Annotated in this window: 22 protein-coding genes; 18 read left to right on the top strand and 4 right to left on the bottom strand. The window is 58.0% G+C overall.

Features of this window, described 5'->3' with window-relative positions:
* The 8 genes from K0P33_RS09710 to K0P33_RS09675 all read left to right on the top strand — a co-directional run bounded on the left by K0P33_RS09710 (position 1) and on the right by K0P33_RS09675 (position 7,718).
* The gene (locus K0P33_RS09710) at positions 1–672 is read left to right on the top strand and encodes a phage tail assembly chaperone (RefSeq protein WP_242155008.1); all 672 of its coding nucleotides are present in this window, start codon (positions 1–3) and stop codon (positions 670–672) included.
* Between the two features lie 108 nt (positions 673–780).
* Positions 781–1,950, top strand: coding sequence for a phage tail sheath protein (locus K0P33_RS09705; RefSeq protein WP_242155007.1), 1,170 nt, complete (start codon positions 781–783; stop codon positions 1,948–1,950).
* Positions 1,951–2,007: 57 nt separating this feature from the next.
* A complete protein-coding gene (locus K0P33_RS09700; RefSeq protein ID WP_242155006.1) occupies positions 2,008–2,523 on the top strand; it encodes a phage major tail tube protein in 516 nt (171 codons plus the stop codon).
* 49 nt (positions 2,524–2,572) lie between these two features.
* Complete coding sequence (locus K0P33_RS09695) at positions 2,573–2,908, top strand: phage tail assembly protein (protein WP_242155005.1); 336 nt, start codon at positions 2,573–2,575, stop codon at positions 2,906–2,908.
* Positions 2,909–2,916: 8 nt separating this feature from the next.
* A complete protein-coding gene (locus tag K0P33_RS09690; protein ID WP_017477242.1) occupies positions 2,917–3,036 on the top strand; it encodes a GpE family phage tail protein in 120 nt (39 codons plus the stop codon).
* Positions 3,026–6,007, top strand: coding sequence for a phage tail tape measure protein (locus K0P33_RS09685; RefSeq protein WP_242155004.1), 2,982 nt, complete (start codon positions 3,026–3,028; stop codon positions 6,005–6,007). Before K0P33_RS09690 ends, K0P33_RS09685 begins: the two co-directional genes overlap by 11 nt.
* Before the next feature lie 5 nt (positions 6,008–6,012).
* Complete coding sequence (locus K0P33_RS09680) at positions 6,013–6,453, top strand: phage tail protein (protein ID WP_242155003.1); 441 nt, start codon at positions 6,013–6,015, stop codon at positions 6,451–6,453.
* Positions 6,450–7,718, top strand: coding sequence for a phage late control D family protein (locus K0P33_RS09675; protein ID WP_242155002.1), 1,269 nt, complete (start codon positions 6,450–6,452; stop codon positions 7,716–7,718). Before K0P33_RS09680 ends, K0P33_RS09675 begins: the two co-directional genes overlap by 4 nt.
* A gap of 50 nt (positions 7,719–7,768) precedes the next feature.
* On the opposite strand, the gene K0P33_RS09670 is transcribed toward K0P33_RS09675, so the two are convergent.
* The 3 genes from K0P33_RS09670 to K0P33_RS09660 all read right to left on the bottom strand — a co-directional run bounded on the left by K0P33_RS09670 (position 7,769) and on the right by K0P33_RS09660 (position 8,740).
* A complete protein-coding gene (locus K0P33_RS09670; protein ID WP_242155001.1) occupies positions 7,769–7,930 on the bottom strand; it encodes a hypothetical protein in 162 nt (53 codons plus the stop codon).
* A 131-nt stretch (positions 7,931–8,061) separates the two neighbouring features.
* Entirely contained in the window at positions 8,062–8,409 is a 348-nt protein-coding gene (locus K0P33_RS09665) for a DUF2511 domain-containing protein (protein WP_242155000.1), read from the bottom strand.
* 13 nt (positions 8,410–8,422) lie between these two features.
* On the bottom strand, positions 8,423–8,740 hold the full coding sequence (locus K0P33_RS09660) for a helix-turn-helix transcriptional regulator (protein WP_242154999.1): 318 nt from the start codon (positions 8,738–8,740) through the stop codon (positions 8,423–8,425).
* Between the two features lie 86 nt (positions 8,741–8,826).
* Here K0P33_RS09660 and K0P33_RS09655 point away from each other — a divergent pair, with 86 nt between their 5' ends.
* The 10 genes from K0P33_RS09655 (at position 8,827) to K0P33_RS09610 (ending at position 14,451) form a co-directional block, all read left to right on the top strand.
* Positions 8,827–9,039, top strand: coding sequence for a DNA-binding protein (locus K0P33_RS09655; RefSeq protein ID WP_092231667.1), 213 nt, complete (start codon positions 8,827–8,829; stop codon positions 9,037–9,039).
* Between the two features lie 29 nt (positions 9,040–9,068).
* A complete protein-coding gene (locus K0P33_RS09650) occupies positions 9,069–9,542 on the top strand; it encodes a YmfL family putative regulatory protein (RefSeq protein ID WP_201142774.1) in 474 nt (157 codons plus the stop codon).
* Positions 9,539–9,826, top strand: a complete 288-nt coding sequence (locus K0P33_RS09645) for an ogr/Delta-like zinc finger family protein (RefSeq protein ID WP_242154998.1) — start codon at positions 9,539–9,541, stop codon at positions 9,824–9,826. The genes K0P33_RS09650 and K0P33_RS09645 overlap by 4 nt, the downstream gene beginning before the upstream one ends.
* Positions 9,826–10,197, top strand: a complete 372-nt coding sequence (locus K0P33_RS09640; RefSeq protein WP_242154997.1) for a hypothetical protein — start codon at positions 9,826–9,828, stop codon at positions 10,195–10,197. Before K0P33_RS09645 ends, K0P33_RS09640 begins: the two co-directional genes overlap by 1 nt.
* A gap of 75 nt (positions 10,198–10,272) precedes the next feature.
* Positions 10,273–10,506: a hypothetical protein gene (locus K0P33_RS09635; RefSeq protein WP_242154996.1), complete on the top strand. Its 234-nt coding sequence runs from the start codon at positions 10,273–10,275 to the stop codon at positions 10,504–10,506.
* A gap of 12 nt (positions 10,507–10,518) precedes the next feature.
* Complete coding sequence (locus K0P33_RS09630; RefSeq protein WP_242156024.1) at positions 10,519–13,236, top strand: toprim domain-containing protein; 2,718 nt, start codon at positions 10,519–10,521, stop codon at positions 13,234–13,236.
* Between the two features lie 43 nt (positions 13,237–13,279).
* Positions 13,280–13,591, top strand: coding sequence for a hypothetical protein (locus tag K0P33_RS09625; RefSeq protein WP_242154995.1), 312 nt, complete (start codon positions 13,280–13,282; stop codon positions 13,589–13,591).
* 58 nt (positions 13,592–13,649) lie between these two features.
* Positions 13,650–13,910, top strand: a complete 261-nt coding sequence (locus tag K0P33_RS09620) for a hypothetical protein (protein WP_242154994.1) — start codon at positions 13,650–13,652, stop codon at positions 13,908–13,910.
* A gap of 3 nt (positions 13,911–13,913) precedes the next feature.
* A complete protein-coding gene (locus tag K0P33_RS09615) occupies positions 13,914–14,165 on the top strand; it encodes a hypothetical protein (protein WP_242154993.1) in 252 nt (83 codons plus the stop codon).
* 10 nt (positions 14,166–14,175) lie between these two features.
* On the top strand, positions 14,176–14,451 hold the full coding sequence (locus K0P33_RS09610; RefSeq protein ID WP_242154992.1) for a pyocin activator PrtN family protein: 276 nt from the start codon (positions 14,176–14,178) through the stop codon (positions 14,449–14,451).
* Here the strand turns inward: K0P33_RS09610 and K0P33_RS09605 are convergent.
* Complete coding sequence (locus tag K0P33_RS09605; RefSeq protein WP_242154991.1) at positions 14,426–15,577, bottom strand: site-specific integrase; 1,152 nt, start codon at positions 15,575–15,577, stop codon at positions 14,426–14,428. The two genes, K0P33_RS09610 and K0P33_RS09605, sit on opposite strands and share 26 nt — an antisense overlap.
* Positions 15,578–15,677: the final 100 nt, after the last annotated feature.

Genomic DNA, 15,677 nt, shown 5'->3' with positions numbered 1-15,677 from the left:
ATGAAGATATTTTATAGTTCAAAACAAAATACGTTTTTCAATGAGGTTTTTCACGGCACTCGTACTATCGAAGTGCCAGACCCAAGCTGGACGCGGCCAAACATATTAGTGCCAGATCCGGATTGGACGCGGCCAAATATCCAGGTGGCGAACCCTTTGTGGAGTCCAGATGATGAGTCAGTCCCTGAAACTCACTTGGCCCCTGATATGGATGCGGTAGCCCCCTTGATTGAAGTGCCGGATATGAAAGCAGAGATTCCTTTTATCGTGGTGCCTAATCCAGGGTGCTTGCTTCCGCCTGAGGCAGAACTTGTCGATGTTTCTCAGAAGGAACACGGCGAGATCTACCGCGTGCTCGCAATGGGTGGCTCAGTCCTCGTACCTGACAAAAAAGGGCGCCCGAGTATTGCGCCTGCGCCTGGGCCTACGGTGGATGAGCTGAAAAACCGCGAGCGAGCCATTCGCGACAGGGTGTTACTGCTCACGGACCCGTTGATCTCGCGGCACCGTGATGAGGTGGAGGCCGAGCGACCTACGACCCTCACAGCCGAGCAGTACAAGCAGTTGCAAGGCTACCGGCAAGACCTGCGTAACTGGCCTGAATCAGAGCACTTCCCGGCGGCTGAATACAGACCGGATGAACCGGTTTGGCTTGCAGATCATCTCGGGTAATCAGCGCACACCTGTACATCGTCCTCTTACAACCCGCCGCGCTCGCCCAACCGGCGCGCGCGCGGCAGCCTGTGCACTGTCATTCCATCACAGCGCAGGCAACCACCCATGGCCGATTATCTCCACGGCGTGCGGGTTCTCGAACTCAACGACGGCACCCGCCCCATTCGCACCATCCCCACCGCTGTCATCGGCCTGGTTTGCACGGCTGACGATGCGGACCCACTTATGTTCCCGTTCGATACGCCCGTCCTACTGACCAGCGTTCAGGCCGCCATCGGCAAAGCCGGCGTCAAAGGCACCCTGGCGACTAGCCTGCAAGCCATTGCGGACCAGACCAAGCCCTACACCATCGTGGTGCGGGTCAAGGAAGGCGAAGACGAAGCCACCACCACCAGCGCCCTGATCGGCACCACCACTGCTGACGGCAAGTACACCGGCATGAAAGCCCTGCTCGCTGCCAAGGCCCGCGTGGGTATGACGCCGCGCATCCTTGGTGTGCCAGGCCTCGATAGTTTGCCGGTAGCCACTGCCCTGGTATCGGTTGCCAAGGATCTACGCGCCTTTGCCTACGTCAGTGCGTTCGGCTGCAAAACCAAGGAAGAAGTGGTCGCCTACCGCGAGAACTTCGGCGCCCGCGAAGTCATGGTGATCTGGCCGGAGTTCCAAAACTGGGACACCGTCACCAACAAGACCGTCACCGCGTCGGCCATTGCTCGTGCATTGGGCCTGCGGGCCAAGATCGACCAAGAGACTGGATGGCAGAAAACGTTGTCCAACGTTGCGGTCAACGGCGTGACCGGCATCAGTGCTGACGTGTTCTGGGATCTACAAAACCCGGCCACCGACGCCAACTATCTCAACAGCAACGAAGTCACCACCCTCATCAATGAAAATGGCTTCCGTTTCTGGGGTAGTCGCACCTGTAGCGACGACCCGCTATTCGCGTTCGAAAACTACACCCGAACCTCACAGATCCTCGCCGACACCATGGCCGAAGCCCATATGTGGGCCATGGACAAGGACATGCACGCGTCCCTGGTCAAAGACCTTATCGCCGGCATCAACGCCAAGTTCCGCGAACTGGTCGCCAAGGGCTACCTAATCGGTGGCAGTTGCTGGTACCCGGAAGACATCAACGACAAAGACACCCTCAAGGCCGGCATGTTGACACTCGACTACGACTACACGCCCGTGCCGCCCCTAGAAAACCTCACGCTGCGTCAGCGCATCACCGACCGTTACCTGATGCAGTTCGCCGCCGCCGTTAACGCTTAAACCGGGCCTCCCCGTGAGGGGAGTCAACCCTGTGCCATAACCCCGGAGAAAACCGCTATGGCCCTTCCTCGCAAACTGAAAAACATGATGCTGTTCAACGACGGCAGCAACTACAGAGGCATAGTCAAGACCATCACCTTGCCGGCCTTGGGCCGCAAGATGGAGTCCTATCGCGCTGCTGGTATGAATGGCCCGGTTAAGGCTGACCTGGGCATGTCCGACGACGGTATCCAGCTGGAATGGAAACTCGGCGGGCTCGATCTCATCGTGCTCAAGCAATTCGGCGCGGTCAATGCATCGGGCGTTGCTCTGCGCTTCGCAGGTTCGTACGAGCAGGACGACACCGGAGAGACAAGCGCAGTGGAAATCTCCGTGCGCGGCCGTCACGAAACCATCGAAATGGGTGACGCCACACCTGGTGAAGACACCGAGCACTCCGTCACCACCACCTGCACGTACTACAAGCTGACCGTCGACAACGAAGAAATCATCGAAATCGACCTGCTCAACTTCATCGAGAAGGTCGGCGGCGTCGACATGCTGGAAAAACAGCGCAACGCCCTGGGCATCTGATAGCCCACCCGCGACATGACACCCTTGACCATCACCAGGAGCTTTACCCATGAAAGCCTCAGCTACCGAACAACCTGACGTTCAACCACTGGCCGAAGACAACACCGTCATCCTCGATACGCCAATCCGCCGTGGCACCACCACCATTGACAGCATCACGCTGCGCAAGCCCAACTCGGGTGAGCTGCGGGGCGTGAGCCTGTCCGATCTGTTGCAGATGGACGTCAACAGCCTGGTCAAAGTGGTACCGCGCATTAGCAGTCCTACCCTCACCGCCGTCGAAGTCACGTCAATGGACCCCGCCGATCTGTTCGCGCTCGGCACCAAGGTGTCTGGTTTTTTGCTACAGAAATCGATGAAGACGGACACATCCCTCGTTGCGTAGAGGACGCCATGGCCGACTTGGCCGTGGTTTTTCACTGGGCACCGGCTGACATGGATCAGTTGGGCCTGCAAGAACTGATGGACTGGCGCGAGCGCGCCAGGGTGCGGAGTTCCACCGATGGCAAATGATCTGCGGCTACAGCTGATTCTGAACGCCATTGACCGCGTCACAGCCCCACTGCGCAGCATTCAGCGGCAATCCACCGTGGCTGCGCAAGCTCTCAAAGCGGCAAGGGATCGGTTGAAAGGCCTCAACGAGTCGCAGAAACAAATCAACGGTTTCCGCGAGCTAAAGCAGGGCTTGAGTTCGACCCGAACCGAGCTTCAAGCGGCTCAACAGCGCACCCAAGAACTGGGGCGCGCACTGTCACAAACGCAAAACCCAACCCGCGCCATGCAGCGGGACTTTGACCGTGCGCGCACTGCTCTACAACGACTAAAAGACCAAGAGACCGCCCAGACCCGTCAACTTCAAACAATGCGTCAGAGCCTTCAGGCTGCCGGGATCAGCACGCGCAATCTTGGACAGCACAGCGCACAGTTACGCGCTGATATGGCTCGGGCGAATGCTGAGATTGCAGAGCAACAGCGACGGCTTCAAGAACTGACACGGCGTCAGCGTGCTAGCGCGCAGGCGAGCGAACGTCTTAGCCGTAGTCAGCAAGCTGCTGGACGACTCGCCATGGGTGGGGCCGCAGGCCTGGGCGTAGGCTATGCAGCGAGCCGGCCCCTTGCTGCAGTAGTTAATTCATTCGCACCCAACGAGGATTCCGCTACACAGCTCAAGGTGTCGATGATGGATGACACTGGGAAGGTCTCGGAGGACTTCCAGAAAATCACCGACCTGGCCACCAAGCTGGGCGACCGCTTGCCAGGTACGACAGCCGACTTCCAGAACATGATGACCATGCTCAGACGCCAAGGCCTGAGTGCGCAAAGCATACTCGGCGGCACCGGCGAAGCGGCAGCGTACTTGGGCGTTCAACTGAAGATGCCAGTAACAGCTGCGGCCGAATTCGCTGCCAAGATGCAGGACGCTACCCGCACCTCCGAAAAGGACATGATGGGGCTGATGGACACCATTCAGCGTGGGTTTTATGCCGGCGTTGATCCAGACAACATGCTCCAGGGGTTCAGCAAGATCGCTCCGGTCATGGATACCATCAAGAAATCTGGGATCGAAGCAGCCAAGGAACTGGCGCCGCTGTTAATCATGATGGACCAGGCAGGGATGGAAGGTGGTTCAGCAGGTAACGCCTTCCGAAAAATCTTCCAGGCTGGGCTAAATCAAAGCAAAGTCGACAACGCTAATAAGCTCGCAGCCGGTTCAAGTAAAGGCGTATCGCTTAAGTTCACTGATGACCAAGGCAACTTTGCGGGACTTGAAAATCTGTACGCACAGGTCGAAAAGCTGAAAGTGCTGAACGATACCGACCGCACTGCCGTCATCAGCAAGCTTTTTGGTGATGACGCGGAAACTATGACAACCCTGAACACGATGATGAACAAGGGGTTGGCCGGCTATCAGGAAGTCCAGCAGAAGCTGCAAACCCAGGCCGACCTGCGAACCCGTGTCAACGAGCAACTCAGCACGCTAACCAACGTCATGGAGGCTGCCCAGGGCAGCTTTACCAACGCCATGGCAGAGTTTGGCGCGGCTGTAGCGCCAGAACTCAAGAGCCTGATCAACACCCTGGGCGAAGTCGCAAACAGCGTAGGCACATGGGCCAGAGAGAACCCAAAATTGGCCGGTGGTTTGGTCAAGGTGGTGGGCGCGATTACCGCACTTGCATTCGTGTTCGGTGCTCTAGCATTGACCATGGCTAGCATGCTCGGACCGTTCGCCGTGCTCCGCTACGGTATGACGATGTTCGGTCTACAGGGTGGCGTCGTCACCAAGATGCTCGGAAAACTGCTACCAACGCTGACCGGCTTGGCTCGTAACGCGTTCCCCATGTTGGCGCAAGGAGCCCGGTTATTCGCCACCACACTGATCAGTGCTATCAGCTCAATCGGCACAGGGATCCTCGCTACACCCATTGGCTGGTTGATGGCAGCAATTGCAGGACTGGTCGCTGCCGGGTTCCTTGTTTACAAATACTGGAAACCGATAAAGGGTTTCTTCATCGGTTTTTGGCAGGGGCTTTCCGCTGCACTGCAACCAGTGCTCACCGGATTCAATAAGTTCGGCGAACTACTGGGCAACCTGGCGAAAGCCGCCTATGCCATACCAGGTGTAGGCACTGCGTTAAGGCTGCTCGGCAGCATCGCACAACCTCTATTCAACATGATATCCAACGGCATCAGCGGGTTGATTGGGTGGTTCAGTGACCTACTGAAGCCGGTCGAGGACGTCGGCGGCGCCGCTCAGTCAATGGGGCAACGGTTCGGGGCAGCTATCGGCAACATGATCGTCACACTGGTTCAGAGCATCGTTTCACTCGCTACTGGCGCCGCCAATTTGTGGACAAGTATTAAGACCAGCTTTGATCAAGGCCTGTCTGGAATCCTTCAACTGATTGCTAACTTCAGCCCGCTCGGCTTGTTTTACCAGGCCTTCACCGGAGTCATGAGTTACTTCGGTGTGGAACTGCCGGGGAAATTCACTGAGTTCGGCGGCATGATCATCAACGGTTTGATCAATGGCCTCACCTCTGGAATCGGCGCCGTCAAAGACGCCATCGGCTCGATCGGAGACGCCAGCATCGGTTGGTTCAAGGAAAAGCTCGGCATCCACAGCCCGTCCCGGGTGTTTGCGGAGCTGGGCGGGTTCACCATGGCGGGGCTGACCCAGGGGCTGGAAGGCGGGCAGAAAGGCCCGCTGGACGCCCTGACCAGCGTGAGCAAACAGATGGCTGCCGCAAGCACCCTGGCTTTGGGCGCGACCGCTATGCCGGCGTTTGCCGTGGATAACACGCCGCCCATCAGCAGCGCGCCCGCAGCAGCCGTTTACGATAGCCACGACACCTACGAATTCACCATAACAGCAGGGCCTGGCACCGATATGCAAAGCCTGGAGAAGACCCTGCGAACCATGATGGCCCGTATCGAAAACGAAAAAAAAGCGCGTCAGCGCAGCAAACTTTCTGACCTGGAATAACCACCATGATGATGGCTCTCGGCATGTTCGTGTTCAGCCTCTCCACCGCCGCTTACCAGGAGCTGCAACGCCAAACCGATTGGCGCCATGCCAGCAACAACCGGTTCGGCGCAGCTCCTGCACGGCAGTTCGTCGGCCGTGGCGAGGACGCTATCACCCTCCCTGGCATCATCCTCCCCGAGCTGGCCGGTAGCGCTCTCAGCCTCGACGCTCTGCGCCTGATGGCGAACACTGGCAAGGCATGGCCCATGGTTGAAGGCAGTGGCCGTATCTACGGCCTGTGGGTGATCGAGAGTCTGAGCGAAAACAAAACCCTATTTTTCCGTGACGGCACGCCACGGCGTATTGAATTCACCCTGAGCCTGAAGCGCACCGATGATGACCGCATCGATCTGCTCGGCGCCGGTACCAGCATTGGCGTCAACATCCTGCGAGGCCTGCTGTGATCGAATCAGTAATCTCCAAGGTCACCGGCTACGTGCGCAGCACGGCCGAGCGGTACGTTCGTGACGCAGCCTACCCCGTGCCTGCTTTCAGACTCACGGTCGACGGGCTGGATATCGCACAACTAATCAGCCCGCGCCTCATGGGCCTGGAGCTGACCGACAACCGCGGCGTCGAGGCAGACCAACTCAGCATCACCCTTAGCGACCACGACGGCATGCTGGCTATCCCACCGAAGGGCGCGGTGTTGCGGTTGTGGCTGGGTTGGAGCGACACCGGACTGGTGGACAAGGGCACGTACACCGTCGACGAAACCGAGCACAGCGGCGCGCCGGACGTACTCAGCATTCGCGCTCGATCGGCAGACCTGCGCAAGGGCCTGAAGACCAAACGGGAACGTAGCTGGAGCAACACCACACTCGGCGACGTCCTGGGCGATATCGCCATCGGCAACGGTCTGACCGCAACCATCGCAGGCGCCCTCGACGGGTTGCCCATCCTGCAGCTCGACCAGGCCAACGAGTCCGACGCCAACCTGATCAGCCGCCTGGGCGAGGAGTTCGACGCGGTGGCCAGCGTGAAAGCGGGTTGTCTACTGTGCCTGCCGGCGGGTGGCGGCAAGACGGCCAGCGGCCTGGACCTACCGCACATCACCCTCACACGCGCCGACGGTGACCAACATCGCTACCTGCAAGCCGACCGCGATAGCTACGACGGGGTGCGCGCCTATTACTACGACGTGAACAGTGCAAAAAAACAGGAGGCTATTGCCGGCGGCGGCGACAACCTCAAGGATCTGCGACACACGTACAGCGACCAGCAGTCGGCCCTGCGTGCCGCCCGGGCGGAATTCCGGCGGCTGCAACGAGGCAGCGCCACGCTCAGCTACAACCTGGCCATGGGCCGGCCAGACCTGATCCCCGAGCTGACGTACACACTCCAGGGTGTGAAGGAGGAAATCGACGAAATCATCTGGTATGGCGGCAACGTGCAACACAGCCTGAGCGCAGACGGTGGATACACGGTGAGCCTGGAGCTGGAAAGCAAACTACCGGAGGATAACGTTGAGGACCTGGCGGAAGAGAACAAAGGTGATTACACGGGAATCATCGCGTACTACCGCGACGCAAAAACAGGGAAGGAAAAAACAATTATGGCGGGGGATCAGGCGAAGCCGAGGCGGTTGCGGTGGCTTTATGCTAGTGAAAAAACAGCCAAGCGGGCAGTGGATCGAGAGTGGAAGAAGATGCAGGCGGCCAGCGTATAAAGCCCGCTCTGAAACCAGAACAAAAAACCCGACATTGCCGGGTTCCTCAGTTATACCGCGCTTAATATCACATCAAAAAAACGCAAAATATCCTTTTGCTGTTGCAGACTCATTTGTCTGAACATCTGCAAAACCAGCTTTTCACGTTGACTCAGCGTTGCAAACTCAACGTTCTCCGACTGCTTGCCTTGCTCATTGTTGCTCACCAACATGTGTCACTCCCTTCAACACATCCGGGTGCCCGGCACCAACCTAGGTGCCAACCAAAGCACCCGAAGGAGCGAGCAATTTTCAGCGCGTGCGGGGTGTGTCACCGGCCTAAGAAGTACTTTTTGACAAAAGATCAGGGCTGCGGACATAGCTCCTGCGCGATCTGGACAATGTTGCTGTAGTCCATCTTTACAGTCTGCATAGTAGGGCTCGGCTTTGTAATGTCACGCCCATCAGCCCACCCGCGCGTCTTGGCGATGCTGCGAGCACTTCCATTTAGCGCGTAGACGGTCCCGTCAGAGGTTCTTGCCAATGCTTTGGGTGCTGGGCCGTCACACATAAGATCGACGCTGTCGACAGTGAACGGCCAAGCATCGCCGAAATCTTTACTCGAAACCGAGTGCACTTTGGCATCTGCAAGCACGCTTACAGAGAAAAACAGCAGACCGATACATGCCGAGACCTTGATTCCTTGGTTCATTCCTACATCCCTATTATTTTTGATTGAACGCACGCAGAAGCCTTTTCACGGCGCCTTTGTCGTCATCGTCCAGTGCCCTTACGTGTTCAACCATCTCAACTTCGTCAGCAGACAACGTTGGCTCTGCAACAGGTAGTCGCTGACCAATGACCACATAAAGAATGTCCACACCTCTCTCCGCCACAGCGGCGAGGTATTCCGCATCCGGGCTTCTGTCGCCCTTTTCGTAGTTGAACTGAGAGGTCTTTGCCACGCCCGCAATAGCGGCGAAATCCGCTTGATTGAAACCCAAGCGGACACGCTCCTCTCTCAGCCTTTCACCGATATTCAACAAAACGACCCCTTAATGAGTTGACTATTCAACGCATGTTGAATATTCTTCCCCTATCACCACACGAAACCACACGAAACGAGACTATGCCGAACGCATCCCCCATCGAGCAAGCATGCCAAGAGGCCCGTGATCGTCTCGCACGTCTCGGGATCTCGGCCAAAGACTGGGCTGAAAAAAATGAATTCAACCCTTCGACGGTCTACGCGGTTTTGAACGGACAGAAGAAATGTTTGCGTGGTGAGGCTCACCGCGCGGCCGTTCTGCTCGGAATCAAAGACGGCGTGATTACAAACTAGGGCCTCTGGCTCCAAGGGGAAACCAGAAGATGAAACGCCCAGTTCTAGCAACAAAGCGTCAGGTAATGAGCGCGGTGATCAACGATTACAAAGGTGGCCGCGAGTGCGCAGCTGCGCGCCTGGGGTACGAACTCAAGAAGTTCGACAACCACATCTACGAAAATGCCGGCAGCCGGCCTTTGACCGACGAGCAGATTCACTGCCTGGAGCAGGACGCGGGCACCACACACCTCCCGGAATACATCGCCGCACTGTACGGCGGCATGTTTGTCCCCCTGGCCAAGCCAGAGACTCTGGACAACATCGATCTCTACAACCGCTCGGTAAACGCTGCTGCCAAGCGCGGCGTGGTCGACCAGATCATAGCCAAGGCGCTGGACGATGGTGTCATTGAACCGGATGAAGCCGAGGCGATCCTTGCTGCTCATAACCGGTACATGTCGGCCCGTCATTCCGAAGTACTTGCCACGATCCTGTTGCACACAAAGGGGACCGTACAGTGAGTACTTACAAGCTGGTTTGCCCCCATTGCCATAGCCGCATGCGCATCCGCACCAGCGAAGGCCAACACATTTTCCTGCGCATCACCTACATGCAATGCACCAACGAAGCGTGCGGCTGGGCGGTGCGTGCTGAATTTCAGATGACCCACGAGCTTAGCCCCAGCGGCATGCCTAACCCGGCTGTGCGCCTCCCGGTTGCAGATGTGGTCATTCGTCGCCAGGCAATGAAAACCGCCAATGATCAACCCGATCTGCTGGACCAAATGGAAATGGAGCGTGCGTGATGAACCTTGATCAACAGACTCATGACTACCGCAGCAGCATGCAACACGCTGCTTTCGCTTACTTGCAACGCCATGAGGCAGAACACCTGGTGGATTCCGATCTGTTGTTCGATCGTTGTATTCGCCACCTGACCCTTGCATTGGAAGTGCCCGTATTCATGGCACCAAAACTTGTCCACAACGCCTGGACTGAGTTGCAGGTGATCAAGAAGCGCCGTTGGATCGGCATCGACTGGGCCAGTGGGGCTGACAGCACCCGTGTCCACCTGGTGGACGTTCTCGCGGATCAACGCTTCCCGGTTTCGGCTCGGTTTCTGCCACAAAAACTTCTCGACCAGCGCAGCACCGTACACAAGCCACACTCTCAGTAACCCTTCCTTTTAAACCCCGCCCTGCCCCATTCCCAATGGGTTTGGGTGAGCTTTGCCCGCAATCCGAGGTGGACCATGGAAATCGACATCGCCATCACCGCAAAACTGCCCCGCGACCAGGCCGAGGCACTGCTCCAGGACCTGCGCGCGCAGTACGCGTTGCTGTTCAACGAGCATTGGTATGACGACCGTTTCCGCATGATCCCCGAGGGTTTGCGGCACGGCTCGTTGCTGGTGGCTTTCCCTGGGTTGGCTGCACGAAAAAGCCTGATTGGCGCCCTTAAACACAGTCTCGACGAAGCGAAGTAAGCCACGATGGAAATGAAAGAAAGGCTGCGCGCCGACGTCATCCAACGCATTGAGCGGGACTACCAGCTCAAGCACATGCGCGGTACCGACTATATGCGTAAGGGTGTTTGCCCTGTCTGCGGCCAGAAGACCCTGTACACCTTCTACCATTCGCCCTGGACACTGATCTGCGGACGACCGGAAAAGTGCGACCACCGTGTTCACGTGAAAGACGTCTACGACGACTTGTTCAACGACTGGAGCAAGACTGCCCCGTCGACGCCGGATAACCCGCTTGCGACGGCGCGTGCCTACCTTGAGTTTGCGCGGGGCTTCAAGTTTGAGTTGATCGCCGGTTGGTTCACCCAGGACAACTACTGGGATGGCCGGCTAAACATCGGTAGCGCCACGGTGCGTTTCGCCTTGGAGAAAGGTGGCTACTGGGAGCGTTTGATAGATCGGCCAGACCGATTCGGCAAGATGAAAGCGCGCTTCCGCCCAACCGGTGAAGGCTTGACTGGATACAAAGGCGTCTGGTGGTGTCCGCCGAGCGTCGACCTGCTGGAAGTCGACGAGCTGTTCATCGTAGAGGGGATTTTCGACTCCATCGCACTGGTGCACAACGAAGTGCCAGCCGTGTCGATGATGTCCAGCGCCCCCTGCCCTATCGACTCACTCAAGGCCCTGGCCAAGCTGCGCCACGACGCCGACAGGCGCCTACCGGTACTTGTGTGGGCATTGGATAACGAGCCTGTCGCTAAGGCCAACATGCGCCGCTGGGCAAAGGAAGCACGCGACCTGGGCTTCACCTGCAAGGCGGCGGTGATCCCGCAACCCAATGGCAAAAAGGTTGACTGGAACGACCTGCACCTGCGGTGGAAGTCGATCGAGGGTGACGACAAGCGCGCCGAGCGGATTGAGCAGGATCTAGACGAAGCCCGCCACCACGGCGATTTACTGCTGGCTGACTCGGCTGAAGAAAAGGGTTTCCTCATCTACTTGCGCGACGAGCGCAAGGAATTCCACTTCACATTCCGCAAGCGCCTGTACTGGTTTCGCCTTGACCTTGATAAGTACGACCGCGCCATGAGCGATCTGGAGAGTTCAGAGCGTCATGACGACCAGCAGCTCAACGACGACCAACGCCGCAACAAGGCATTACGTCAGTCAGCCACTGTGTCCAACATCGCCAACTGCACCTTCCAGGCGCTGTACTACATGCGCAACGACTTGACCGATGAGGCCTGGTACTACTTCCGTATCGAGCGCCCGCAAGGGGCTGCCATCAAAAGCACTTTCACGGCCAAACAGCTCACGTCGGCGCCTGAGTTCGGGAATCGCCTGCTCAACGTCTCCAACGGCGGTTGGTTCGAGGGTAGCGCCCAACAACTGAAGCGGATTCTGGCGCCCCAGCTCGACTGCCTCAAAGCCGTCAACACCATCGAATGGATCGGCTACAGCCGCGACCATGGTGCCTATGTCTTCAACGACCTGGCCTTTCACGGCGGCAAAGTGCAGGTGCGCAACAAGGAAGACTTTTTTGACCTCGGCAAGCTGAGCATCAAGTCACAGAGCCAGTCGCCTGTGCTGCATATCAATACCGACCTCAACGCTTACAACGAGGGCTGGTTCGACATTTACTGGCGCTGCTTTGGCGTACAAGGCCTGGTGGTTTTGGCCTGGTGGCTGGGTGCATTGCACGCCGAGCAAATCCGCCAGATCCACAAGTCACTGATGTTCCTGGAGCTGGTGGGCGAAGCCGGCTCGGGCAAGACCACCTTGGTGGAACTGCTGTGGAAATCGGTCGGACGCACTGACTACGAAGGCTTCGACCCATCTAAAGCGACCGCCGCAAGCCGTGCGCGCAACTTCTCGCAGGTCAGCAACTTGCCGGTGGTGCTGATCGAGTCGGAGCGCGAGCAGAAGGAAGGCCAGCCCGTTAAACACTTCGACTGGGACGAACTGAAAACCGCCTACAACGGCCGCAGCGTTCGCTCCACCGGTGTGAAAAATAACGGTAACGACACCCACGAACCCCCGTTCCGCGCCGCCCTGCTGATCGCGCAGAACAACCCGGTGAACGCATCAGAACCAATCCTGCAGCGTATCTGCCACGTCCATCTGACACGCGAGCACCACACGCCGGAGACCAAGCAGTACGCCGAGCAGTTGGAACGCATGCCGATGGACAGCATCAGCGGCTTCCTGGTCAAGGCGCTGCAACGCGAAGCCGACACCATGCGCCTGATGGAGGAAAACACCTCCGGCTACGAACAGGAGCTTCTGGCCCTACCTGGCGTGCGTACCGTGCGTATTGCCAAGAACCACGCCCAGCTGCGCAGCCTGGTGGATGCACTGGCCGGTGTCGTGCCCCTCGGCGAGCACCGCAAAGCCCTTGCTCACGCGGAAATCAGCCGCATGGCCTTGGAACGGCAGCAGGCAATCAACGCCGACCACCCGACCGTCACTGAGTTTTGGGACCTGTACGACTTCCTGAATGGCATGGACGAAAAAGGGGCACTGAACCACGCCCGCCGTGATGGCCTGATCGCAGTGAACCTCAACGAATTCGTGGAGATGGCTGCCAACAAGCGGCAGCAGGTTCCCCCGCTGAGCGATCTGAAGCGCCTGCTCAAGACCAGCAAGTCACCCAAGTTTCTGGAGTCGAACAAGCCCGTTAACTCGGCGCGGTCACTCGACGCTTTCGACAAACCGAAAACCATTCGCTGCTGGGTATTCCAGAGCGTGTAGGGGCTGCAACCCCTCGATATCTAACACCCAAAGGAGAAGCACCATGCACATCCAAGTCATCACCGGTGACGGCCGCCAGGGCGAAACCAACCGTCTTCGGCACCTGAAAGAGCTGAAAGACTGGTTTAACGAGTCCGGGAAAATCGTTCACGCGGAAGCCTACGACGCGGCGGGTTTGGTCGCGATCCTGGAGGTTCGTGCGGTAAGCGACAAAGAAATTCTGGTGCTGGAGTGCAGCCGGGATCAGATCCAGGCGGTCCTGGAATGGCAGTCGGCAACGGATGAAGTTGTTGAGTTTGAAGATCTGCTGCTGCACCTAGTGCGGAAGCAAAACCCAACCGGCGAAAGCCAGTAAGAAGGTGGTGCCGAGGGGCTGCAACCCCTCGACACCGACCACCCAAAGGAGAAGCACCATGCAAGTGAATCAACCCCAAGGCGGCACCGCAGAGGCTACCACAACCCCGCTGGCTATCGGCGACAGGGTCAGCTACGTCGCAATGAGCGGTGGCGGTCGGGAATACCGTCTCAGCGCCCGAACCGGCGTGATCGAAGCGATCGATGGCTGTGTTGCTACCTTGCGTGCCGCAAACGGCCGCAGCATTACCCAACCACTCGACAAGCTGACACCCGACGGCCAGCCCAATGCGCTGACGCGCATGCTAATCGGAGGTTAGCGTATGACCGTATTCCTTTTACTCTATCTCTGCGCGGATGCGACCCGGACCGATTGCCAGGTGGTGAAGGTTGATAGCTGGAATGGCCCTCACGCCAACGAGCAATGCAGCGACGCCTTAACGGGCCTAACAGAAGCACTGACTGCAACCAACCGGGAACGGCATCGGTTCGTTTGCGAAATCCAGGGCAATGGAGCGAAACCCGCAGAACATAAGACTCAGCCGGCGCTCATTCATCAATCGTTTCGGATGTAAGGGGATCATCATGAAGACAGCCTTCATCCTGATGGCCCAATACGACGGCCAAGCGATTATCTCGCTGGAGTTGGTCTGCCGGGATTACTTCACGCACCTGACGCCGGACATGTTCCAGCGCAAGGTGATGAGTGGTCAGATCAAGCTACCGATCACCCGCCTGGAAAAAAGCCAGAAGTCTGCCAAAGGCATCCACCTGACTGACCTGGCGGCTTATCTCGACCTGCAGCGCGCCGCTGCGGTTAAAGAGCACAACCAGCTCAACGGGTTAAAACACGTCGTTTGAGCCACTTCATTGATGCGGCGCCCAGTTGGACGGGCGCCCTCAATACCTTCTCGTGCCATTCCCAGCCTACATATCGGTCACCCTTGCCGCGCAAGTGGGTGTATCGCCGCATCGAGTTCCAATCCCGGTGGCCGGAAACACTCGCCACGCGCGGAATATCCCAGTCCATTTCAAACAGGCGGCTGATACCTTCATGGCGTAGGTCGTGGAAGTGCAGATCAGCAATCTCCAGGAACTTGCACGCTTTCGCCCAGGATGTGGAGATCGAGTCAGGGCTGTAGGGAAATATGTCTTCGCCGGCCTTGGGCATGGACTGGAGGATCTGCCACGCCTCGTCCGGCAGATAACACCAAACATCGTTGCCGATCTTCTGACCGGGGTTTTTCATGTCGCGCACCAGCACACGCTGACCAGGCTCGTCGACGTCCGCCCAGCGAATACGGGTTATTTCATCTAGCCGACGAGTGGAGAACAGCGCAAAGCCAACGACTTTCAGCATATTGGTGACAGTCGGGCGCCTCGCCTGCATGGCCTGATAGTGCGTCAGCACCTTTCCCAGCTCGTCCAACGTCGGCCGGCGGTCACGTTCGCGGCTTTTCAGGTTGTAGCCCAGCTTCCTCAGTACCCGCCGAGCGCCGCCCATCGCGAGCGGATCGACCTGGTAGCCCCACGCATCTTTGGCAATCGCCAGAACAGCCCCGAGGTGCGCCAGGTCATTACCGGCTGTTTGAGGCTGAACCCCGCCGCCCTCCTTGCTCATTCGCCAAAGAGCAAAGTCGACGAGGGTCTGGGTGGTGATGTCTGTATCGGTCAACTGGCCTAGGTATGTCTCGCCGATGGCTGTCAGCGTCGCGCGCTTGGTCTTGCCTAATGGTCGGGCTTTTTCGACCTCGACCAGGTACCGAGCATTCATCTCTTTGACCGTGGCGCCTTTGCGGCTCGCCCGCTCGATCGCACCTGGCTCATCCAGCTCCGTTTCGCGCTTACGCGCCCAAGCCTGGGCGGCCTGTTTTCGGGCGAAGGTCTGGCTCTCTTGGTAGACTTGCACTCCGTCGCGTTTGATGCGGATTTGAGCCGTGTAGCTCACAGTCCCATCCGCCAGTTTTCTTGCCCTGATAGTCGCCATATCGAAAGTGGTACGCGTCAGTTTTTAGGTGGTACATCGTACCACCGAGCCTTCAAAAACGCCTGAAAACGCCCTAAAACACGCCCAGAACACGTTGAGT

The sequence above is a fragment of the Pseudomonas sp. ArH3a genome (assembly GCF_022648765.1).
Lineage (GTDB): Bacteria > Pseudomonadota > Gammaproteobacteria > Pseudomonadales > Pseudomonadaceae > Aquipseudomonas.
The sequence above is the reverse complement of the archived record's forward strand: the minus strand, read 5'-3'. Positions and strand labels throughout refer to the sequence as shown.

Coding starts and splice junctions, on each gene's coding strand:
- K0P33_RS09710 (WP_242155008.1), top strand. CDS start 1: ATGAAGATATTTTATAGTTCAAAACAAAATACGTTTTTCAATGAGGTT.
- K0P33_RS09680 (WP_242155003.1), top strand. CDS start 6,013: ATGATGATGGCTCTCGGCATGTTCGTGTTCAGCCTCTCCACCGCCGCT.
- K0P33_RS09630 (WP_242156024.1), top strand. CDS start 10,519: ATGAAAGAAAGGCTGCGCGCCGACGTCATCCAACGCATTGAGCGGGAC.
- K0P33_RS09685 (WP_242155004.1), top strand. CDS start 3,026: ATGGCAAATGATCTGCGGCTACAGCTGATTCTGAACGCCATTGACCGC.
- K0P33_RS09695 (WP_242155005.1), top strand. CDS start 2,573: ATGAAAGCCTCAGCTACCGAACAACCTGACGTTCAACCACTGGCCGAA.
- K0P33_RS09605 (WP_242154991.1), bottom strand. CDS start 15,577: ATGGCGACTATCAGGGCAAGAAAACTGGCGGATGGGACTGTGAGCTAC.
- K0P33_RS09665 (WP_242155000.1), bottom strand. CDS start 8,409: ATGAACCAAGGAATCAAGGTCTCGGCATGTATCGGTCTGCTGTTTTTC.
- K0P33_RS09690 (WP_017477242.1), top strand. CDS start 2,917: ATGGCCGACTTGGCCGTGGTTTTTCACTGGGCACCGGCTGACATGGAT.
- K0P33_RS09620 (WP_242154994.1), top strand. CDS start 13,650: ATGCAAGTGAATCAACCCCAAGGCGGCACCGCAGAGGCTACCACAACC.
- K0P33_RS09625 (WP_242154995.1), top strand. CDS start 13,280: ATGCACATCCAAGTCATCACCGGTGACGGCCGCCAGGGCGAAACCAAC.
- K0P33_RS09670 (WP_242155001.1), bottom strand. CDS start 7,930: ATGTTGGTGAGCAACAATGAGCAAGGCAAGCAGTCGGAGAACGTTGAG.
- K0P33_RS09705 (WP_242155007.1), top strand. CDS start 781: ATGGCCGATTATCTCCACGGCGTGCGGGTTCTCGAACTCAACGACGGC.
- K0P33_RS09700 (WP_242155006.1), top strand. CDS start 2,008: ATGGCCCTTCCTCGCAAACTGAAAAACATGATGCTGTTCAACGACGGC.
- K0P33_RS09640 (WP_242154997.1), top strand. CDS start 9,826: ATGAACCTTGATCAACAGACTCATGACTACCGCAGCAGCATGCAACAC.
- K0P33_RS09655 (WP_092231667.1), top strand. CDS start 8,827: ATGCCGAACGCATCCCCCATCGAGCAAGCATGCCAAGAGGCCCGTGAT.
- K0P33_RS09650 (WP_201142774.1), top strand. CDS start 9,069: ATGAAACGCCCAGTTCTAGCAACAAAGCGTCAGGTAATGAGCGCGGTG.
- K0P33_RS09610 (WP_242154992.1), top strand. CDS start 14,176: ATGAAGACAGCCTTCATCCTGATGGCCCAATACGACGGCCAAGCGATT.
- K0P33_RS09635 (WP_242154996.1), top strand. CDS start 10,273: ATGGAAATCGACATCGCCATCACCGCAAAACTGCCCCGCGACCAGGCC.
- K0P33_RS09615 (WP_242154993.1), top strand. CDS start 13,914: ATGACCGTATTCCTTTTACTCTATCTCTGCGCGGATGCGACCCGGACC.